The organism is Bradyrhizobium sp. CSA112 (genome assembly GCF_029051645.1).
Lineage (GTDB): Bacteria > Pseudomonadota > Alphaproteobacteria > Rhizobiales > Xanthobacteraceae > Bradyrhizobium.
This window is the reverse complement of the sequence record NZ_JAACFS010000005.1, coordinates 293,211-313,909: the sequence shown is the minus strand read 5'-3', so window position 1 is coordinate 313,909 and position 20,699 is coordinate 293,211. Positions and strand designations below refer to the sequence as shown.

Annotated in this window: 20 protein-coding genes; 11 read left to right on the top strand and 9 right to left on the bottom strand. The window is 63.0% G+C overall.

The features are described from left to right. Positions 1 to 88 precede the first annotated feature (88 nt). Both GWE18_RS13845 and GWE18_RS13840 read left to right on the top strand, forming a co-directional pair. Positions 89 to 1,285 (top strand): multicopper oxidase domain-containing protein, encoded by a 1,197-nt coding sequence (locus tag GWE18_RS13845; protein ID WP_275186276.1) that lies wholly within the window; start codon positions 89 to 91, stop codon positions 1,283 to 1,285. A gap of 10 nt (positions 1,286 to 1,295) precedes the next feature. After that, positions 1,296 to 2,387 (top strand): enolase C-terminal domain-like protein, encoded by a 1,092-nt coding sequence (locus GWE18_RS13840; RefSeq protein WP_275186275.1) that lies wholly within the window; start codon positions 1,296 to 1,298, stop codon positions 2,385 to 2,387. Positions 2,388 to 2,470: 83 nt separating this feature from the next. Here the strand turns inward: GWE18_RS13840 and GWE18_RS13835 are convergent, their stop codons facing one another. Then, entirely contained in the window at positions 2,471 to 3,970 is a 1,500-nt protein-coding gene (locus tag GWE18_RS13835) for an NAD(P)H-hydrate dehydratase (protein ID WP_275186274.1), read from the bottom strand. A 371-nt stretch (positions 3,971 to 4,341) separates the two neighbouring features. Here GWE18_RS13835 and GWE18_RS13830 point away from each other — a divergent pair, with 371 nt between their 5' ends. The 4 genes from GWE18_RS13830 (at position 4,342) to GWE18_RS13815 (ending at position 8,253) form a co-directional block, all read left to right on the top strand. Beyond that, entirely contained in the window at positions 4,342 to 4,680 is a 339-nt protein-coding gene (locus GWE18_RS13830; protein WP_027537227.1) for a P-II family nitrogen regulator, read from the top strand. Between the two features lie 150 nt (positions 4,681 to 4,830). Beyond that, positions 4,831 to 6,240 (top strand): type I glutamate--ammonia ligase, encoded by a 1,410-nt coding sequence (glnA, locus tag GWE18_RS13825; protein ID WP_028345760.1) that lies wholly within the window; start codon positions 4,831 to 4,833, stop codon positions 6,238 to 6,240. 318 nt (positions 6,241 to 6,558) lie between these two features. Then, entirely contained in the window at positions 6,559 to 7,095 is a 537-nt protein-coding gene (locus tag GWE18_RS13820; protein WP_275186273.1) for a DUF992 domain-containing protein, read from the top strand. A 426-nt stretch (positions 7,096 to 7,521) separates the two neighbouring features. After that, positions 7,522 to 8,253 (top strand): hypothetical protein, encoded by a 732-nt coding sequence (locus tag GWE18_RS13815; protein ID WP_275186272.1) that lies wholly within the window; start codon positions 7,522 to 7,524, stop codon positions 8,251 to 8,253. A gap of 503 nt (positions 8,254 to 8,756) precedes the next feature. On the opposite strand, the gene GWE18_RS13810 is transcribed toward GWE18_RS13815, so the two are convergent. Both GWE18_RS13810 and GWE18_RS13805 read right to left on the bottom strand, forming a co-directional pair. After that, positions 8,757 to 9,527 carry a gamma-glutamyl-gamma-aminobutyrate hydrolase family protein gene (locus tag GWE18_RS13810; protein ID WP_275186271.1) on the bottom strand — a complete coding sequence of 257 codons (771 nt, stop codon included), beginning with the start codon at positions 9,525 to 9,527 and terminating at the stop codon, positions 8,757 to 8,759. 123 nt (positions 9,528 to 9,650) lie between these two features. Next, entirely contained in the window at positions 9,651 to 10,346 is a 696-nt protein-coding gene (locus GWE18_RS13805) for a hypothetical protein (protein WP_275186270.1), read from the bottom strand. Between the two features lie 149 nt (positions 10,347 to 10,495). On the opposite strand from GWE18_RS13805, the gene GWE18_RS13800 reads away from it, so the two are divergent. Further along, positions 10,496 to 11,626, top strand: coding sequence for an AI-2E family transporter (locus tag GWE18_RS13800; protein WP_275186269.1), 1,131 nt, complete (start codon positions 10,496 to 10,498; stop codon positions 11,624 to 11,626). A gap of 5 nt (positions 11,627 to 11,631) precedes the next feature. Here the strand turns inward: GWE18_RS13800 and GWE18_RS13795 are convergent, their stop codons facing one another. After that, positions 11,632 to 11,934 (bottom strand): antibiotic biosynthesis monooxygenase family protein, encoded by a 303-nt coding sequence (locus GWE18_RS13795; protein WP_275186268.1) that lies wholly within the window; start codon positions 11,932 to 11,934, stop codon positions 11,632 to 11,634. A gap of 212 nt (positions 11,935 to 12,146) precedes the next feature. On the opposite strand from GWE18_RS13795, the gene GWE18_RS13790 reads away from it, so the two are divergent. Beyond that, on the top strand, positions 12,147 to 14,300 hold the full coding sequence (locus GWE18_RS13790; RefSeq protein WP_275186267.1) for a carboxypeptidase regulatory-like domain-containing protein: 2,154 nt from the start codon (positions 12,147 to 12,149) through the stop codon (positions 14,298 to 14,300). A gap of 23 nt (positions 14,301 to 14,323) precedes the next feature. Here GWE18_RS13790 and GWE18_RS13785 read toward each other — a convergent pair whose 3' ends face one another. From GWE18_RS13785 to GWE18_RS13765, 5 genes are all read right to left on the bottom strand, one after another. Next, entirely contained in the window at positions 14,324 to 14,560 is a 237-nt protein-coding gene (locus GWE18_RS13785) for a hypothetical protein (RefSeq protein WP_275186266.1), read from the bottom strand. A 118-nt stretch (positions 14,561 to 14,678) separates the two neighbouring features. Continuing rightward, on the bottom strand, positions 14,679 to 15,896 hold the full coding sequence (locus tag GWE18_RS13780; protein WP_275186265.1) for a GGDEF domain-containing protein: 1,218 nt from the start codon (positions 15,894 to 15,896) through the stop codon (positions 14,679 to 14,681). 234 nt (positions 15,897 to 16,130) lie between these two features. Further along, the gene (gene rpsI / locus GWE18_RS13775) at positions 16,131 to 16,607 is read right to left on the bottom strand and encodes a 30S ribosomal protein S9 (RefSeq protein WP_275186264.1); all 477 of its coding nucleotides are present in this window, start codon (positions 16,605 to 16,607) and stop codon (positions 16,131 to 16,133) included. 1 nt (position 16,608) lies between these two features. Then, on the bottom strand, positions 16,609 to 17,073 hold the full coding sequence (gene rplM, locus GWE18_RS13770; protein WP_057849437.1) for a 50S ribosomal protein L13: 465 nt from the start codon (positions 17,071 to 17,073) through the stop codon (positions 16,609 to 16,611). Between the two features lie 154 nt (positions 17,074 to 17,227). Then, positions 17,228 to 17,656, bottom strand: a complete 429-nt coding sequence (locus GWE18_RS13765) for a PaaI family thioesterase (RefSeq protein WP_057849436.1) — start codon at positions 17,654 to 17,656, stop codon at positions 17,228 to 17,230. A gap of 85 nt (positions 17,657 to 17,741) precedes the next feature. On the opposite strand from GWE18_RS13765, the gene GWE18_RS13760 reads away from it, so the two are divergent. The 3 genes from GWE18_RS13760 (at position 17,742) to GWE18_RS13750 (ending at position 20,695) form a co-directional block, all read left to right on the top strand. Further along, the gene (locus tag GWE18_RS13760; protein WP_275186263.1) at positions 17,742 to 18,566 is read left to right on the top strand and encodes an enoyl-CoA hydratase; all 825 of its coding nucleotides are present in this window, start codon (positions 17,742 to 17,744) and stop codon (positions 18,564 to 18,566) included. 110 nt (positions 18,567 to 18,676) lie between these two features. Next, positions 18,677 to 19,261, top strand: a complete 585-nt coding sequence (locus tag GWE18_RS13755) for a CoA-binding protein (protein WP_275186262.1) — start codon at positions 18,677 to 18,679, stop codon at positions 19,259 to 19,261. A gap of 153 nt (positions 19,262 to 19,414) precedes the next feature. After that, on the top strand, positions 19,415 to 20,695 hold the full coding sequence (locus tag GWE18_RS13750; protein ID WP_275186261.1) for an O-acetylhomoserine aminocarboxypropyltransferase: 1,281 nt from the start codon (positions 19,415 to 19,417) through the stop codon (positions 20,693 to 20,695). Positions 20,696 to 20,699 lie beyond the last annotated feature (4 nt).

Here is a 20,699-nt window from a genome sequence, read left to right as displayed (position 1 = left end):
CAATCGACGCACCCTCTTGGCGGGGTTTGGTACGGCTGCGCTGGCCCCGCTATGGCCTGTCACGACCCGGGCCCAGGGACGCCCGTCGTTGGCGCTCCAGGCCAAGGCCGACGCCCTCGCCTTGCGCGATGGCCCGCTCACGCCGATCTGGTCGCTGCAAGGGCCTGAGCTCCGGTACCAGCGCGGCGATACCCTGGAGGTCGCGTTCTCCAACGAGCTGCCGGCGCCTGCAGTGCTGAACTGGCGGGGAATCGACGGCGTAGCTGCGGCCGAACCACTGACCGCGCGCGCACCGCTCGCCGCAGGTGGCAAGCTGGCCCTGCAACTGCCGCTGCGCCATGCCGGGACCTTCCTGTGCGACATGGGCCTTCTCGGGGATGGGCAGGCACGGCCGTCGCGGGCTCGGGCGCTGGTGGTCCGCGAAAGCAATACGATCGCGGTCGATCGCGACGAGGTGTTTCTGGTCGAGGATTGGCGGGTCCTGCCCGGCGGCACGGCGATCGCGCCCGGCGTCGAGCCCAAAGACGCCATGCCGGCCTATACGGTCAATGGCAAAACTTCATTCGATATCTCAGCACGAACCAACGAACGCGTCAGACTCCGCTTCATTAGCGCCTGTCAACGGGCTGTTATTGCAACGAAAATAGAGACCTACGAGGTTCGCGTGATGGCCGTCGACGGCCAGCCGGCCGAGCCCTTCCAGGCCCGCAACGGCGCGCTGGTGTTGGCGCCGGGCGGCCGGGCCGATGTCTTCATCGACATCACCATGCCGGCAGGTAGTTCCACGGCGATCCTCCTGCACGACGGCAAGGAGGCCCGGCCGGTCGGCAAGATCATCGTCTCCAGTGAGCCACCGATCCGCCCCGCCCCGCTTCGGACCGCGCCGCCGCTGCCCTCTAACGGCCTGCCCGAGCGGATCGAGCTCAAGGGCGCGACCCGTGTCGATCTGGCGCTCGGCGGTCCCCAAGGCGATTGGGTTACGCCGGCCAGCTTTGGCGCCACCGCCGCCCCCGCCTTCCGCGCCAGAACAGGACGCACCGTGGTGCTGGCGCTCACCAACCGCGCCGCCACAGCCACCGTCTTCCACCTTCACGGCCATCACTTCCGGCTGCTGGACCGGCTCGACGACGGTTGGAAGCCGTTCTGGCTCGACACACTGGCGATCGAGCCCGGCCAGACCCAGCGCATCGCCTTCTTGGCCGAACATGCCGGCCGCTGGCTGATTGAGTCCGTCGCGACCGACTGGGCGGCGCCGCGGCTGGTGCGGTGGTACGCTGTCGAGTGAGGAGCAAGCCATGAGCAAGCCCGTTCCCGCCGTCCGCAGCGTCAAAGCGCGCGGTCTCGTCGTGCCGCTCGCGCGCCCCGTGAAGAACGCTTTTGGCGTGATTGATGTCGGGCCGCTGGTCCTGATCGATGTCGAGACCGATCAGGGTGCTACCGGCCATTCCTATATCTTCGCCTACACCAGGCTGACGCTGAAGCCGCTGGTTCACCTGATCGAGGAAATCGGGCGCGAACTCACCGGCCGACCGGTCGCGCCTTATGATCTGATGGCGGCGATGGATGCCAAATTCCGCCTGCTCGGCTGGCAGGGCCTGGTCGGCATGGCGGTGTCCGGCCTCGACATGGCCTATTGGGACGCGCTCGGTCAGATCGCAGGCAGGCCCGTGGCCGAACTGCTCGGCGGCTCACCGAAGCCGATCAAGGCCTATGACAGCTATGGCGTCGTGGATCCCGTCGCCGACGAGAAGGCGCTGCGCCGCTCGCTCGAACAGGGTTTTCGCGGCATCAAGATCAAGGGCGGCGACGGCGATGCCGCGAACGACGAACGCGTGGTCAAGGGCGTGCGCGCCCTCATCGGTCCCGATGTCGCGCTGATGATCGACTTCAACCAGTCGCTCGATCCCGCTGAAGCAACGCGACGGATTGCCCGCCTCGCTCCCTACGATCTGCACTGGATCGAAGAACCGGTGCCGCAGGAAAACCTCTCAGGACACGCAAAAGTGCGCGAGGCATCCCCGACGCCGATTCAGGCCGGCGAGAACTGGTGGTTCCCACGCGGCTTTGCGGAGGCGATCGCGCTAGGTGCCAGCGATTTCATCATGCTCGATTTGATGAAGTGCGGCGGCATCACCGGCTGGTTGCAGGTCGCAGCCCAAGCGGACGCCGCCAACATTCCGATGTCGAGCCATCTGTTCGCCGAAGCCAGCGCCCACATGCTCGCGGTGACGCCAACCGCGCACTGGCTCGAATTTTTGGATTTCGCCGGCGTGATCCTCGCCCAACCGGCCAAGGTCGTCGATGGCACGGTGACCGCGCGAGGACCTGGGCTCGGGCTGGAATGGGACGAGACGGCGGTGGCGAAATATCTGGTGCCGTCGCCGTAGGATGGGTGGAGCGCAGCGATACCCATCAACGCCTGCAACCGTGAAGACGATGGGTATCGCTTCGCTCCACCCATCCTACGCAACTAGTACTCAATCCCGAATTGATCATAGAGCCGGCGAAGCACTGCGGGCAGCACTTCCGGCAAATCTTCCGCGATCAGCCCCGGACCCGCCTCAGTCGCGGCCTCGCCGTGCATCCAGACGCCGATGCATGCGGCCTCGAATGCGGCGACACCTTGCGCGAGCAGCCCCGCGATGATCCCGGCCAGCACATCTCCGGCGCCGGCCGTCGCGAGCGAAGGCGGCGCGTTGGAGGCGATGCTGGCGCGGCCGTCGGGCGATGCCACCACCGTATCCGGCCCCTTCAGCAGCACCACCGCGCCGCAGCGCTCAGCGGCGTCGCGCACCCGCTCCAGTTTTGAGCGGCCGGGATGCTTGTTGCTGATATCGCTGAACAGGCGCGGAAATTCGCCCTCATGCGGGGTGAGGACGACCTGCGGGTCCTCACTCGCCTTGATCGATTCAAACAGCCGCTCCGGCGCGTCGGCAAAACTCGTCAGCGCGTCGGCGTCGAGCACGAGGCCGCGCTTGGTTGACAGCGCGGTATGCACGAGATCACGCGTGCGTTCATTGATGCCGGCGCCCGGCCCAATCACGATCGAATTGAGCCGCCTGTCGCCGATCAGCTCGGCGAATTCGACCACGGTATCGACGGGGCGCACCATCACTGCCGTCAGCGCCGCGGCATTCACCGCGAGCGCGTCGCGTGGCGAGGCCACCGTGACCAGCCCGGCCCCTGCCCGCAATGCACCCCGCGCCGCGAGCCGTGCCGCGCCGGTCGACGGCAGTTCCCCCGACAGCACGACGGCGTGGCCGCGGGCATATTTGTGGGCGTCGATCTCGGGAACGGGGAAGGATTTTTGCCAGCTTTGCGGAACGTTCTCTGATGTCTGCGGCCGGATCTCCTCAAGCGCGCCCGGATCGATGCCGATATCGGCGACGCGGACGCGGCCGCAATGCTTGCGCCCCGGCATCAACAGATGCGCCGGCTTGCGGCGGAAGAAGGTCACCGTCTCCACGGCATTGATCGCAGCGCCCATCACGGCGCCGGATGTGCCGTTGATCCCGCTCGGCAGGTCGACCGCGAGCACCGGCGCGCCGTTGGCGTTGATCGCCTCGATCATGTCGAGCGGATCGCCCTTGACGGGACGATTGAGCCCGGCACCGAACAGCGCATCGATGATCAGGGCCGGCTTGCCGATCGCCTGCGGGTTGAACGGCAGCACCGGATATTTCCAGCCGCGCGCGGCGAGTGCGGCATCGCCCTGCAGGCTGTCACGCTCGCATAGGAGGATGACGGAAACCTCGCGGCCGCGCGCGGCGAGTTCGGCCGCTGCCACAAAGCCGTCGCCGCCATTGTTGCCGCGGCCGGCGACCACCACGATCGGCCCCTCCTCGACAAGATCCATCGCGGCTTCGGCCACGGCCTGGCCCGCGCCCATCATCAACGCGAAGCCGGGCGTGCCGGCGGCGATCGTCAGCCGGTCGGCACGCTCCATCTCAGTCGTGGTCAAAACTTCCATGCCGAATCCTCGATCCGTCAGCCTTTTCCAGAGGCACATTCCGCCGTGCGCGCGGCTCGCCTAGCCCCCATCTGCATAAGAATTGATCGATTTGCCTATTTTATAAGCTTCGCTATCATGCAACGTTCCGGCCAGACCTCTCCACCAGCCTGTTAAAAGTCTGATAACGTTCCAAAATCAGGCGCCTTAACAACTTGGCATAGACCCTGCTTTTGGGGAAGCCGGTTAGAAACCGGCTCATGATCGTCGCAGTTCGCGTCAATTATGAGCATTCCGGTGCTGTGCCGGAAGCTAGGATCAAACCAGACGGCGCCTCGCGCGACATCGACACTATCCACATTCTGAATTCGGAAATGCCCGGGAGGCGCTCAGTGAAGAAGATTGAAGCCATCATCAAGCCATTCAAGCTCGACGAGGTGAAAGAGGCGCTTCAGGAAGTCGGACTGCAGGGTATCACCGTCACCGAAGCCAAGGGCTTCGGCCGGCAGAAGGGACACGCCGAACTCTATCGCGGTGCGGAATACATCGTCGATTTCCTGCCCAAGGTGAAAATCGAGATCGTGATTTCGGATGAGCTGGTCGAGAAGGCCATCGACGCGATCCGCCGCGCCGCCCAGACCGGGCGCATTGGCGACGGCAAAATCTTTGTCTCCAACATCGAGGAAGCGATCCGGATCAGAACCGGAGAATCCGGGCTGGACGCTATCTAAGCCGGGTGCTATCCGAAGTTTTGCGACTGAAAAACAAGAAAAGGGCTGCTCCGGCGGCCTGATTTCGTTCGCGATACCTCAATCGATCGTCTGCGAAGTCTCGTTGTCGCTAGATTCCTGGAAACCGTCCCGCAGCCAAAAGGGGTATTCATGAAGACCGCCAAAGACGTCCTGAAATCGATCAAGGACAACGACGTAAAATACGTCGACCTGCGCTTCACCGATCCGCGTGGCAAGTGGCAGCACGTGACCTTCGACGTCAGCATGATCGAAGAAGACACCTTTGCCGAAGGCCAGATGTTCGACGGTTCCTCGATCGCCGGTTGGAAGGCGATCAATGAATCCGACATGTGCCTGATGCCCGATCCGGTGACCGCGACGATCGACCCGTTCTTCGCCGAGACCACCATGGTTATCGTTTGCGACGTGCTCGAGCCGACCACCGGCGAGCCCTACAACCGCGACCCCCGCGGCATCGCCAAGAAGGCCGAGGCGATGGTGAAATCGTCTGGTGTCGGCGACACCGTGTTCTTCGGCCCCGAGGCCGAGTTCTTCGTGTTCGACGACGTGCGCTACCAGACCACCCCCTACAATACCGGCTTCAAGCTGGACTCCTCGGAACTGCCGATCAATTCGGACACCGAATATGAGGGCGGCAATCTCGGTCACCGCATCCGCACCAAGGCCGGCTACTTCCCCGTTCCGCCGCAGGACTCGGTGCAGGACATGCGCTCGGAAATGCTCGGCGCGATGGCCAAGATGGGCGTCAAGGTCGAGAAACATCACCACGAAGTCGCTTCCGCCCAGCACGAGCTCGGCATGAAGTTCGACACCATGACGCTGATGGCCGACCAGATGCAGATCTACAAATACTGCATCCACCAGGTCGCGCATATCTACGGCAAGACCGCCACCTTCATGCCGAAGCCCGTTTACGGCGATAACGGCTCTGGCATGCACTGCCACCAGTCGATCTGGAAGGACGGCAAGCCGGTGTTCGCCGGCAACAAATACGCCGACCTCTCGGAGACCTGCCTCCACTATATCGGCGGCATCATCAAGCACGCCAAGGCGATCAACGCCTTCACCAACCCGTCGACCAACTCCTACAAGCGCCTCGTCCCGGGTTATGAAGCCCCGGTGCTGCTCGCCTACTCCGCGCGCAACCGCTCGGCCTCCTGCCGCATTCCCTACACGGCAAACCCGAAGGCCAAGCGCGTCGAAGTCCGCTTCCCCGATCCGATGGCCAACCCTTATCTCGGCTTCGCCGCGATGCTGATGGCCGGCCTTGACGGCATCAAGAACAAGATCGATCCGGGCCCGGCGATGGACAAGGACCTCTACGATCTGCCGAAGGAAGAGCTGAAGCAGATCCCGACGGTGTGCGGCAGCTTGCGCGAAGCGCTGGAAAATCTCGACAAGGACCGCGCCTTCCTCAAGAACGGCGGCGTGTTCGACGATGACTTCATTGACAGCTTCATCGAGCTGAAAATGACCGAAGTCGAGCGCTTCGAGATGACCCCGCACCCGGTCGAGTTCGAGATGTATTATTCGCAGTGATCTCGCGCGGCGTTCGCGCCGCCAGTATCACCGTCCAACGCTGCAAAAGGCGCTCCTTGCGGGGCGCCTTTTGTTTTTGCGAAGGAAAGTCAAGCGTTTCGGCCGCCTGGTTCGTGTACTTCATACGGCCGAATGCCGCCGCGAATTCCTGCTCATATGGCCCGTAAGCGATCGATGGACCTTCCACGGCCCGCCTCCGACCAGCACATCCATGATTTACCGCCTGTAAGGCCGCTATAGCGGAACGAGACTTGGAACATCGCAATGGCGCTGCGCGTTGAGGGGGTCCATCCAGAATGCGTCGACGGAGGGACGCCCATGAACAAAGCAACGCTGAATAAAACAACCTTGAATAGTCTCGCAACCACATGCGCCGCCCTGGTGCTTGCCCTTGCCATGGCTCCGGCCACGGCTCAGGACACCGGCCGGACGAGGGTTGGCACGCTCACCTGCAACATAGCGCCCGGTGTAGGCCTCGTTGTCGGGGGGCAGCGGCAACTGAGCTGCTTCTTTGCGTCAACGAGAGGCAGGGCACGCGAGGCTTATGAGGGCACCGTCAGTACGCTTGGCCTCGACATCGGTGCCACGACCGGCGGCCAGCTGGCCTGGGCGGTTTTTGCGCCGACCACGCTGCGCCGGGCAGCATTGGCGGGAACCTATACGGGTGCAACCGCCGGCGGCACGGTCGGCGCCGGAGCGAGTGCCAACGTTCTGGTTGGAGGCTCGGACCGCACGGTCATGATGCAGCCGGTATCTGTGCAGGCGCAGACGGGCGTGAATATTGCGGCAGGCGTATCCACAATGGAGCTGCGGCCGGCTGCTGCGCCCGCGCCCGCGCGTCGTAAGGCCCAATGACGAGCTAGTGAACTGGTGGAAAATCTCGACAAGGACCGCGCCTTCCTCAAGCACGGGGGCGTGTTCGACGACGACTTCATCGACAGCTTCATCGAGCTCAAGATGACCGAAGTCGAGCGCTTCTAGATGACCCGCACCCGGTCGAGTTCGAGATGTACTATTCGCAGTGATCCCGCGCGGCGCTCGCGCCGCAGATATCACCGTCCCGATGCGAAAGGCGCTCCTTGCGGGGCGCCTTTTGCTATTGTGGCGGCCATTTCCGCTCGCGCTCAAAGCAATCCGGGTTCCCGCGTGATCTTGCGGTTCCCGGTTCCCGAATCCCAGTGAAATCAAAATCTCTCCTAAATCGTGGCGGTGATTGTCGCTTTTAGACCTCGCTGGCGAGCTACTGGTACAGCAGAACAAATAAGAGGCGGCATCGACCAAATGGCGACAAAAGACGGTTTCCCGCCGGACGAGCGTTATCCTGTCTTTCTCACCGAGCAAGCCGAAGAAACCGTGCAGCCGGATATCGGGAAGGCTTTGGGCAGAGCGGCTCTCTCGTTGCGAATCCTCAAAGCGAGTATTTTTGGGGTAACGGCGACAGCGGCGGTCGGTATCGCGATCCTATCGGTAGAAAATCCAGTCGCGCTCGTTGCGGACATCACGGCTTCGTGGGTCGACAAACCGGCGCTTCAGCCTGGCACCGATCCGTCGACGTCATCAATTCAATCAATCGCGGGCACTCAGGATTTGCCAACGACGACAAGCGACGCGCCGACACGCGACGAAATTGCTGTTGCTTCTGAACCTGCCGATCAGAATCAAACCGAGAACGGTCAGCCGCCAGCCGAAGTCTTGTTGAAGGAATTCGAAGCCTGGGCGGCCAAGGAAGATTCGCGGGCACAGGTCGTGCCCGTACAGCCCGCGCAAGCTGCCCCAGTGCAGGTTGTGCAAGATGCCCCAGCTCAGGCCCAGCCCACGAAAAAGCATCGACGGGCCCGGTCCGCGCATAATGCGCGAGCAGAGATCCGAACCCAGCGAAATCATCGAGCAAGGGTCCGGGAAGAGCAAAATGCACGGGTCGAGGTACCGGCCGCACCGGACGCCCGAGCACAGGAGCAGTCAGTGCAAAATGCCCAGACACCGTCGCTCCTGCAAAGCTTGGGTTTGCGTTAATGCAGCGTCACCGCAATCGCGCTTCGTCCCGCCCTCCGATGCAGCAAGCGTAGCCCGGGTGAGCGCAGCGATATCCGGAACTTGCTCGATCCGCCCCTGGTCTTCCCTGCGCCCTCTGTTCTTCGAGAGAGCAAACGAAGATGCAAACCTCGGGCGCAATGCGCCGCGAGAACGTAGATGCACATTCAGTTGTCGTCACCCGCGAAAGCGGGTGATCAAGTATTCCAGAGGCAGCAGTGATTGAGCCGAGAAGCCGCGGCGTACTGGATCCCCGCCTGCGCGGGGATGACAGTGATGTCTGCGTCGCTATTTCCCTGTCATTGCGATCGTAGCGAAGCAATCCATTGTCACCTCGTACACGGAAAGAATGGATTGCTTCGCGAAGCCTGTCATCGGGCGGCGCTACGCGCCGACCGGGCGGCTCGCAATGACGTGGATAAGGCAAGGCGTACTGGCCACCTACGCAGTTCGAATCTCGCAATGACGATTCTGTCCGGCGCCCCCTACGCCGCCCGCCTGTGCGCCTTCAGCGCCTCGCCGAACGCTTCGAACAGCTTTCGGTTGATCGGATTGCGCTGAGGATCGTACTCGGCGTGCCATTGGACACCGAGCGCAAAGCTCGCGGCGTCCGCGATCCGGATCGCTTCGATGGTGCCGTCCTCGGCGATGCCTTCGATGACGATGCGCTCGCCGGGTTCGAGGATGCCCTGCCCGTGCAGCGAATTCACCCGAATGGTTTCGCAGCCGAGCAGGTTTGCAAAGGTGCCGCCGGGCGTGAGGTGGACGTCGTGCCGGTCGGCAAACACGACGGTCGGGTCGGGATGGATCTCGCCGTTTTCGAGCCGCGGCATGCGGTGGTTCATGCGGCCGGGGATCTCACGGATTTCCGGATGCAGCGAGCCGCCGAAGGCGACGTTCATTTCCTGCAAGCCCCGGCAGATGCCGAAGATCGGCACCCCGCGGGCAACGCAGGCCTCCGTCAGCGCCAGCGCGACGTCGTCACGGTGGATATCATAGGGTTCGTGCCGCTCGTGCGGTTCGGTCTTGAAACGCGTCGGATGAACATTGGCGCGGGCGCCTGTCAGGATCACCCCGTCGACGACGTCGAGAAGCGCGCCGATATCGGTAATCTCGGGCGAGCCCGCAAACATCAGCGGCAGCGCCCCCGCCACGTCGGTGACCGCGCGCAAATTGCGTTCGCCGACCATCTGCGTCTGGAAACGATTTTCGACGCGATAGGCGTTCCCGATCACACCGACCACGGGCCGCCTCATCGCAAAATTTCCGCTGTCATCTTCCCGTGCAAGGATCTTCTGGGTTGGGCCATGATTGCAGAAGATAATGCCTGCGAGGGGACGGCGGATCAATATCCGCAAGGCCGCAGCGGAGCTGCCCTGCTATTTTCGCGTGAAGGCCTCTCGGGCGTCGATCCCTTCGACCCCGGGCAAACCGGCCGCCCGGAGCGCCGTAGCCGCCGAATTGTCGGCCCCAGTCAGCCACGGCAGTTTCGCCTGGATTCCGCGCGTCACCGGCTCGCCCAGCGCTCCGCCGAAATCGAGCGGCCAGTACCCGTTCAGCACCACCTCAGTCGATATCCCCTGGAGGCGATAGCCCTTGCCGAGCACCGCTTCGACATCGTCCGGCGGCACCACCTTCGCGCTGCCGGGAGCGGCCGGTTCGGCAAAGGTGGCGAGCACCGGGATCAGCGCGCCCTCCACCGGCACGGCACCGGCCAACCGGCTCATCTCGCTGAACGGCACGCGCTTGCCGGAAGCCGCCGCATAGGCGCGCAGGGCCACGTAATTCATGTCATCAAGCATGAGATTGTTGTCGATATGCGCCAGCAGCGCCACGAGATTCTTGCCCGCCCCGAGCTCGACGAAAACGGCATCGCCGAGGGAGCGGGTCTGGCCGCGGCGGGTATAGCTACGGTCGGGATGGACAGCCATCACGCTAGAGGCCGATTTGCGCCCCTCTGGCGTCTCGACCTCGACTGTCAGGCGATATTTGTGGGCAGGCCGGTTGATTCTGATCTGATCGCCGATCACAAGCGCCGCCAGCAGCGCAATCGGGCCGAACCATTTGAAATTCATCTCAACCCTCGCCGGCCGCCATATCAGATTCGTGCACCGCTTGGCATGCCGGATGCGGCAGCGTCAAACCGGCGCGCGCGCGCCCGCTTGATCCCGGCCCGATTCTGGCGAATGACTGGCTGAGCAATGTCTCACGAGAAGGAATCAACGTGACAGGTCCGGCTGACAATCGCCTTCAGGCCCGCAACGATCTGGCGTGGGCGATCTCAGTCGGCGGCATAGGTGTCGTGCTGTTCGCCGCACTGCTCGCGCTCACCTGGCACTTCGCCGCGACGCTGTTCCTGATATTTACCGGCATGCTGCTCGGTGTCGCGCTCAACGCCATGAGCAATCTGCTCGGGCGCGTGGTGCGGCTCCCCCATGCGCTGCGGCTGACGATGGTCTGCCTGGTGGTCGCGGGCATGCTGTCGGGCATTGTCTTTCTCGGAGGCACCACGATCGCCCAGCAGACGACGGCGCTGAGCAACACGCTCAAGTCGCAGCTCGTCAACGTCAAGGGCTTCCTGGAACGGAACGGCATCGACACCAGCTTTTTCGATTTCGGCACCGTGTCGTCGCCGTCGGATGATGCCTCGCCGGCCGCCCAAAGCGCGACGCCGACGCCGCACGCACTTCCCAGCGCCGGCACGATTGCGGCCAGCGGCGGCGCCATTTTCAGCCAGAGCCTGAAACTGATTCTGGGCACCGCAAGCGCGGTCGGTAACTTCTTTATCGTGCTGTTCCTGGGCATAGCCTTTGCGACGCAGCCCAGCGTCTACCGTAACGGCCTGTTGTTCATGGCGCCGGCCAGGCACCGCACGCGGGCGATCATGATCGTCGACCGGATCGGCGATACGCTGGAGCGCTGGCTGATCGCGCAGATCATCACCATGGTCGCGGTGTTTCTGGTGACCTGGATCGGGCTATCGATCATCGGCATCCAGAGCTCGTTCATCCTGGGCATCCAGGCAGGACTTCTCGCCTTCATCCCAACCGTCGGCGCGATCCTCGGCGGGCTGATCGTGGTGCTCGCGAGTCTCGCCTCCGGATGGGTCGCGGCCCTCTCCGCCTTCATCCTGTTCCTCGGCGTGCACGCGCTGGAAAGCTATGTGCTGACCCCGATCATCCAGCGTCAAGCGCTGGATATTCCGCCGGCCACGCTGTTTGCGTTCCAGATCCTGCTCGGCGTCGTCTTCGGCATCTGGGGCTTGGCGCTCGCGCTGCCCCTGATGGCGATCGCCAAGGTGATGATCGACCATTTCAAGGCGGAAGCCTCGCACGTCGCGATCGCGGCCGGCTGATGGCTTCAGTCCGCCGTGGTCAGTACCGTCTCGGTATGCTCGACTTCGGGGGGAGCAGCAAAATACGGCCCGACCAGGGCGCGCCAGGCGGTGAAGTCCTCTGAGCCGCGAAAATCCACGGTGTGGTTTTCCAGCGTCTCCCATTGCGCCATCAGCCGGTAACGCTGCGGCTTCTCGATCGATTTATGCAGCTCAAAGCCCTTGCCGCCCTTGGCCCGCAGAAACAGCGGACGCGCCTGGGCGACGGCAGCTTCAAAATCCTTCTCGGTGCCCGGCTTGACGTCGATTTGTGCGATTTCGGTAATCATTCGAGTTGTGCCTCCACATGAGAACTGGCGTGTCTAACCCAGCCGCCTAAAAAAGCAAAAGGCAGACGCAACGCATCGGAGTTGCTGCGACGCACGCTGGCGGCGTCAAGCATGACGAAATCGTGCAGGCGACATGCTCTCGCCTCAACCCTGTTTGGTGTAGGCTCGCGCCAAACAAGAGCGACAAGCTCACGGTCACGGGGAGAGAAACGATGAATTTCGGTCGGATCCTGTTCTCCTTCACGCTGGCCACGGCGACGAGCATGCTCAGCCTGTCGGCCGGACCAGCGCATGCGCAGCAGCTTCCGGCGGTCGCAATCGACAAGGACGATATCGGCGGCGTGGTGCGCGGACCGAACGGGCCGGAGACCGGCGTCTGGGTCATCGCGGAGACCACCGAGCTGCCGACGAAATTCGCCAAGATCGTCGTCACCGACGATCAGGGGCGCTACGTGATCCCCGACTTGCCGCCGAACGTGAACTACGCCATCTGGGTCCGCGGCTACGGGCTCGTGGATTCACCCAAGATGCGGGCCAAGCCCGGCCAGCAAGTCAACCTCACGGCGGTTCCGGCGCCAAACGAGGCGGCGGCGGCCCATTATTACTCGGCAATCTATTGGTACACGATGATGAAGATTCCGCCGGCGAAGGATTTCGGCGGCAGCACGGAGATTCCGAAGGAGATCACGCAGGACATCTGGCGCCAGCGGATGAACAACGTCGACTGCATCGGCTGCCATCAGCTTGGCCAGGAATCCACGCGCACGATTCCGGGCGGGTTCGGCGAATTCAAATCGCACGAGGAAGCCTGGATGCGCCGTGTTGCCGCAGGGCAGACCGGCGAATGGATGGTGAACCGGCTCGCCGGGCAAATGGGTGGCGTGCCGTTCAAATATTTCGGCGACTGGACCGACCGGGTGGCCAAGGGCGAACTGCCGAAAGAAAAACCGCCGCGGCCGGCCGGCATCGAGCGCAACGTCGTCATCTCGTCCTGGGAATGGGCGACCGAAAAGCACTTCGTCCACGACCTGATCTCCTCGGACCGGCGTTATCCGACCGTCAACGCCTACGGCCCGCTGTTCGGCGCGAACGAATATTCCTCCGACGACATGCCGATCCTCGATCCCAAAACGCACAAGATGACGTTCTCAAAGATGCCGGTCGCCGATCCCAACGCGCCGGAATCGTTCGGCCCTCCGCTGCATGGCACGGCCCTCCTCAATCCGGTCAGCCCTTCGGCCTATTGGGGCGACGAGAAGATATGGAGCCAGCGGACCAATAATCACAACAGCATGTTGGACAAGAAGGGCCGCCTGTGGCTGGCGGCCGCCGTGCGCGGCATCGAAAATCCGGCGTATTGCAAGAAGGGGTCTGATCACCCGTCGGCCAAGGCGTTTCCGCTCGAACGCTCGGGACGGCAAGTGTCGGTATTCGATCCCAAGACCCAGAAGTACAGCTTCGTCGATACCTGCTTCGGCACCCATCATCCGCAATTCGGCTACGACGCCGACGATACGCTGTGGCTCTCGGGGACCGGCCCGGTCGCCGGATGGGTGAATACCAGGCTATGGGACGAGACCGGCGATGCCGTCAAAGCACAGGGATGGGCACCATTCGTGCTCGACACCAACGGCAACGGCAAGGTCGACGAATATACCGACCCGGGTAAGCCGGCGGAGGCCGGCAAGGATATGCGGATCGCGGGCTCCGGCCCCTACGCCGTGATGCCGCATCCGACCGACGGCTCGGTCTGGTACACCGTCAACGTGTTCGTCGGGCCGCCCGGCTTCATGCGCTTTGATCCCAAGACCAAACTGTCGGAGTTTTATGCCATTCCGAAGGAAGGCATCGGCGTCCGCGGGGGCGATATCGACAAGAACGGCGTGCTCTGGGGCTCGGGCTCCAACGGGAGCCTGATCCGCTTCGATCGCAGCAAATGCAAGAACCCGCTGAACGGGCCGGAAGCCACCGGCAATCACTGCCCGGAAGGCTTCTCCTATTTCAAATATCCGGGACCCGGCTTCGAAGGCTTCGAGAACTCCAGCGCCGAGGCGAGCTATTACACCTGGGTCGATCACCACAATACGACCGGGCTCGGCGAAAACATCCCGATCTCCACCGCCAACCTCAACGACGGGTTCGTCGCCCTCAAGGATGGGCAGATGGTGATGCTGCGCATCCCCTATCCGCTCGGCTTTTTCGCCAAGGGCCTCGACGGGCGCATCGACGATCCGGGCGCAGGCTGGAAAGGCCGTGGTCTGTGGAGTTCAAGCGGCGACCGCACACCCTGGCTGATGGAGGGCGGCAAAGGCTCAAAGCCGCGCGCGGTGCACATTCAGGTACGCCCCGATCCGCTGGCGAAGTGAGGTCGTGATTGGAGAGTTGGCGGTTAGCCGAACAGCAGCGCAGCGCCGGCGACCATCAGCGCACAGCCGGCGAACATTATGGCAGGCCAGCGCATTCTGCGCTGATCGTAATGCCCCTGCGCACGGCGCTCGGTGATGAGCGCCATCTCGAATTCTTCCGAAGTCGAGAACATGCAGGCAAACCCGCCACGGGCGGAGGCTGCGTCCGCTTCGAGCGACACCAGGGCAGCCTGCGGGTTTCGTCTGCGTAGTGAATCCATGGCGCAGATGATATGGACGGAATGGTAAACGGGAAGTTACCGCGCGCCTTTGCGGCCGACACCGAATCCAAAGTGTTGCATCAATCTCCTGACATATCGCTTTGTTCGCGCGGGACGATTAGGTCGTCGCCGGCACCTGGCGTTGCGAAGCCGCGCGCCCGGCGGTCTTGCGCCGCCAGTTCTCCAGCGACAGCGGCAGTTCCGCCGCAGCCTCGACCCGGTTACGGCCGCCGCGCTTGGCCTGATAGAGCGCGGTATCGGCCGCCGCCAGCAACACTTCCAGCTCCGTGCCCGCCGGTCCGCCGGCGACACCGATGCTGACGGTGGTGTCGACCGGACCTTGCTCGCAGACGATATTGGACGCCTCGAACGCCTCGCGCACGCGCTCGGCCACGATCACGCCCTCGTCCAGCGAACACGCCAACAACGCTGCGAACTCTTCGCCGCCGATCCGCCCCGACAGGTCGCTGATGCGCAAATTGCTGACCACGACGGTGGAGAACAATTTGAGGATCTCGTCACCCGCGGGATGGCCGAAGCGGTCGTTGATGCTCTTGAAATGATCGATGTCGAAAATCATGACCGTCACCGGCCGGCCCGCGGCGGCCTCGCGTTCGATCACCCGGTTGCAGGCTTCCGAAAAACCGCGGCGGTTCAGCATTCCGCTCAGGGCATCGACCGAAGCCGCGGTCTTGTGCACCGTTACGGCGCGGTCCGACACCAGCATGAAGATGACGAACACGGTGCCGATCGCATACAGCACCAGTTCGATCGAGAACGCCGTCACCCAGATGCTGCTGGTGAAGGTTTCGTCATGCGGGCGCAGCAGGGTGCCGAGCAGGATCGGCAGCATCAGCACGCAGCCATGCATCACGGGCACGGCAATCGTCGGCCAGCGGCTCTGCATCGTCCGCCGCCGTTCGCTCCACAATTCGGAAGCCGCTAGTGTTGCGTAGATCGCAACGATCGCAGCACCGACGATCAGCCGCATGGCGGGGTTGAGCGACGGCAGAGCCAGCGCGATGCCGACCCAGGCGATCGCACCAAGCAATAGCCCCAGCAGATTCGGCTTGCGACCATGGAATACACGCGCGGCGTTCCAGACCATGCCGCAGGCCACGAAGCCGACCGCGTGCAGCGCCAGCAGCAACGTGTCGCCGAGTTTGGCGCCGCCGATAGTCCAGATCGCCACCGAGGCTGCGCCAAGCAGATAGGCGGCCCCCCACCACTTCAAAGCCGGGATATTTTCCTGTTTGCCGAACAGCAACAGCATGGCCCCGAGCATGCCTGCAACCATTGTGGCAAACAAATACAGCGTGGACGTATCGAACGACATGGGCTCACCCGAACGCGTGTGATGCAACTTGTTCGGCGCACACTGAAAATGCAATTTCGCGCCATCGCACGGTGGACACTAGAAGCGCCGTGTTCCAATTCCGTTTGTGCGGGTAAGCAAGTTTTCACGAAAACCCGTGGTAACTGATCACTAAATGGTAAGCAAAAAAGGGCGCCGATCGGCGCCCTTTTTCGTTCGATGGGTGCAGCCATCGCTGCAATTTTAGCGAAGCAATTAGCGCTTCGAGAACTGGAACGACTTGCGCGCTTTCGCCCGGCCGTACTTCTTGCGCTCCACGGTGCGGGAATCGCGGGTCAGGAAGCCGCCCTTCTTCAGCACGCCGCGCAGATCCGGCTCGAAGTTCGTCAGCGCCTTCGAGATGCCGTGACGCACGGCACCCGCCTGGCCCGACAGACCGCCGCCCGCAACCGTGCAGATGACGTCGTACTGGCCGGAGCGCGCGGCGGCGACGAGCGGCTGCTGGATCAGCATCCGCAGCACCGGACGGGCGAAGTAGACCTCGACTTCGCGGGTGTTGACCAGGATCTTGCCGGCGCCCGGCTTGATCCAGACGCGGGCGACCGCGTCCTTGCGCTTGCCGGTGGCATAGGCGCGGCCATATTTGTCGACCTTCTTGACGTATTTCGGCGCTTCCGGAGCGGCCGTCTTCAGCGACGCCAACTGGTCGAGCGACTGCATGGTATCCGACATCTTATGCGGCCCTCATGTTCTTGCGGTTCATCGAAGCGATATCAACCTTCTCGGGCTGCTGGGCTTCATGCGGATGTTCAGGACCGGGGTAAACGCGCAGATTGCCCATCTGCACGCGGCCGAGCGGACCACGCGGGATCATGCGCTCGATGGCCTTCTCAACCACGCGCTCGGGGAAGCGCCCCTCGAGGATCGACTTGGCAGTGCGTTCCTTGATGCCGCCGATGAAGCCGGTGTGCTTGTAGTAGACCTTGTTGTCGCGCTTGCGACCGGTCAGCACGACATGCGCCGCGTTGATGATGACGACGTTGTCGCCGCAGTCGACATGGGGCGTGTAGGTCGGGAGGTGTTTGCCGCGCAGGCGCATGGCGACCAGGGTGGCGAGCCGTCCGACCACCAGACCCTTGGCGTCGATCAAGACCCACTTCTTCGTCACCTCGGCGGGCTTTGCCGAATAGGTTTTCATGTGAGGAATTCCGTCAAAATGGAAATCGGCGCCAGATGCGCCGAACTGGCGGGTTTCTAGAGAACAGCGCGCCGTCCGTCAACGCCAAGACACACAAATAAATCCTGTAAAAACAGTATCTTATAAATATGGTGTAATGTTACCGCTAAAAACCTCACGTATTTGGAATGGAATAGGTCGCCGTCACATGGGCGATCGGATCGGGCGACGAGCCCGACAGCAGGTTGACCTCGCCGACCGCAAGCCGCTTGCCGAGCTTCAGGAGGCGTGCTGCCGCCAGCACGTCCTGGCCTGGTAGGCCCTTACGCAGGAAATTGATGTTGAGGTTGGTCGTTACCGCCAGTCCCACCGGGCCGATCGCCGAGAGCAGCACCACATACATCGCGAAATCGGCCATCGCCATCAGCGTCGGCCCCGACACTGTGCCGCCTGGACGCAGCATCCGCTCGTCATAGCGCCGCCGCAGCAGGCAGGTTTCGCCGTCGGCGCTCTCGATGGTGATGTCACCGTCGCTGAAGGCCTGCGGAAATTCCTCGCGGAGGAACTTCTCCAGCTCAGCCACGCTCATTTTCGCTGCCGCCATGCCACCCTGCCCTCGCATCAGAGCGCCTGTTACATTAGGTTGTCATCAAAACCCAAATGAAAATCTTGGAGTGGAAACCTCAGAGATGCCCGCCCAGACTGCTCGCGCACCGACGCCGCAACCTCCGATCCTGCTGCAGGAAAACGTCGGCAGCATCCGCCTGCTCACCCTCAACCGGCCGGCGGCGCGCAATAGCCTGTCGGAGGGCCTGATCGCCGAGCTGCACGGCGCGCTGAACGAAATCCATGACGACAACAGCGTCCGCGCCGTCGTCATCGCAGCCAACGGTCCGGCCTTCTCCGCGGGCCACGACATGAAGGAACTGACCGCACGCCGCAGCGATGCCGATCGCGGCCGCGCCTATTTTGGGCACATCATGAACGCCTGCAGTGCGATGATGCAGGCTGTCGTGCATCTGCCGAAGCCTGTCGTCGCTGCCGTGCAAGGCATCGCAACCGCCGCCGGCTGCCAGCTCGTGGCGAGCTGCGATCTCGCGGTCGCCTCCGAGGCTGCAGGCTTCGCCACCCCCGGCGTCGATATCGGTCTGTTCTGTTCGACGCCCATGGTGGCGCTGTCGCGCAACATCCCGCGCAAGCAGGCGATGGAAATGCTGCTGACCGGCGAGCCGATTTCGGCGACGACGGCGAAGAATATCGGCCTCGTCAACCGCGTCGTGCCCGCCGGCACCGAACGCGATGCGGCGATCGCGCTGGCGCAAAAGGTCGCGCTCAAATCCGCCTATACGGTTAAGCTCGGCAAGGAGGCGTTCTACCGCCAGGCTGAAATGAGCCTTGCCGACGCCTACCGCTATGCGGCGGAAGTGATGACCGAGAACATGATGGCGCGCGACGCCGAGGAAGGCATCGGCGCCTTCATCGAGAGGCGCGAGCCGAAGTGGCAGGACAAGTGACGACGCAATTTCTGCGTCGTCATTCCGGGGCTCGCGAAGCGAGAACCCGGAATCTCGAGATTCCGGGTTCGATGCTTTGCATCGCCCCGGAATGACCAGCCGGATAGAAGATGAACCACGACGCCTACGACGACAATTACATCCGCGGCATCCTCAACTCCGTGAAATCGATCGCAATGGTCGGCGCGTCGCCGGTCAATGTGCGGCCGAGCTACTTCGCCTTCAAATATCTGGCGCAGCGCGGCTACGACATGATTCCGGTCAATCCAGGCCATGTCGGCAAGAGCCTGCTCGGCAAGCCCTTCGTCGCCTCGCTGGCGGATATCGGCCATCCCGTCGACATGATCGACATCTTCCGTAATTCCAGCCACATCATGCCTGTTGTCGACGAGGCCCTGACATTGTCGCCGCCGCCGAAAGTGATCTGGATGCAACTCGGCGCGCGCGACGACGCGGCCGCCGAGAAGGCCGAAGCCGCCGGCCTCAAGGTCGTGATGAACCGCTGTCCGAAGATCGAGTATGGACGGCTGTCGTCGGAAATTTCATGGATGGGAGTCAACTCGCGTACGCTGAGTTCGAAGCGCGCGCCTATCCCGACGCAGGGCATGCGGCTCTCTCTGAACCGGATGAGCGTCGGCGGCGGCGCGACGGCGGCATCGGATCGCGCCGCAAAGAACAAAAGCGAGCCGACGTAGCGCAATGAGAAACGATTATTCCGAAGTCGCGGCCTAACGAAGCAGGCCCGTTTCCAATCCGCCACATGTGAACGCCTCGCCTTGACGGCGGACCCGCCTGCCATCAGCATCTTCAGCGCATTTCGAGCAAGTCAAACGAACAGGACGCAAAGAATGACCGACCGTCTCCCGGGATTTTCGACCCTTGCCGTGCATGCCGGCGCGCAGCCCGATCCCACCACCGGCGCGCGGGTGACGCCGATCTATCAGACCACGTCCTTCGTGTTCAACGATGCCGACCACGCCGCCTCGCTGTTTGGGCTGCAGGCGTTCGGCAACATCTATACCCGCATCGGCAATCCAACCACCGCCGTGCTGGAAGAGCGCATAGCCGCGCTGGAAGGCGGCACCGCAGCACTCGCGGTCGCCTCCGGGCACGCGGCGCAGGTTGTCGTACTGCAGCAATTGTTGATGCCGGGCGACGAGTTCATCGCCGCGCGAAAACTCTATGGCGGCTCGATCAACCAGTTCACGCATGCATTCAAGAGCTTCGGCTGGAACGTGGCTTGGGCCGACCCCGACGATATCGCCAGTTTCGAGCGCGCTGTGACGCCGCGCACCAAGGCGATCTTCATCGAATCGATCGCCAACCCCGCCGGCAGCATCACCGACATCGAGCCAATCGCGGAAGTGGCCCGCAAGGCCGGCGTGCCGCTGATCGTCGACAACACGCTGGCGACGCCCTATCTGATCCGTCCGATCGACCACGGCGCCGATATCGTCGTGCATTCGCTCACGAAGTTTCTCGGCGGCCACGGCAATTCGCTCGGCGGCATCATCGTCGACGGCGGCACCTTCGACTGGTCGAAGGACAATAAGTATCCGATGCTGAGCGAGCCGCGGCCGGAATATCACGGCATCAGGATCCAGGAGACCTTCGGCAATTTCGCCTTCGCGATCGCCTGCCGCGTGCTGGGCTTGCGCGACCTCGGTCCGGCGCTGTCCCCGTTTAACGCCTTCATGATCCTGACTGGTATCGAGACGCTGCCGCTGCGCATGCAGAAGCATTGCGAGAATGCCAAGGCGGTCGCGGAATTCCTTGCCGGCCATTCTGCCGTGGCGTCGGTGAACTATGCCGGCCTCGCCAGCGACAAGTACAACAAGCTCGCACGCAAATACGCGCCGAAGGGCGCCGGTGCAGTATTCACCTTTAGCCTGAGGGGCGGCTACGACGCCGGCGTCAACCTGGTGTCGAACCTGAAACTGTTCTCGCATCTCGCCAATGTCGGCGACACGCGTTCGCTGGTGATTCACCCGGCGTCGACCACGCACAGCCAGCTCGACGACGCCGCCAAGGTGAGATCCGGCGCCGCGCCCGATGTTGTGCGCCTGTCGATTGGCATCGAGGACAAGGAAGATCTGATCGCGGATTTAGAGCAGGCGCTTGGTGCGTGATGAC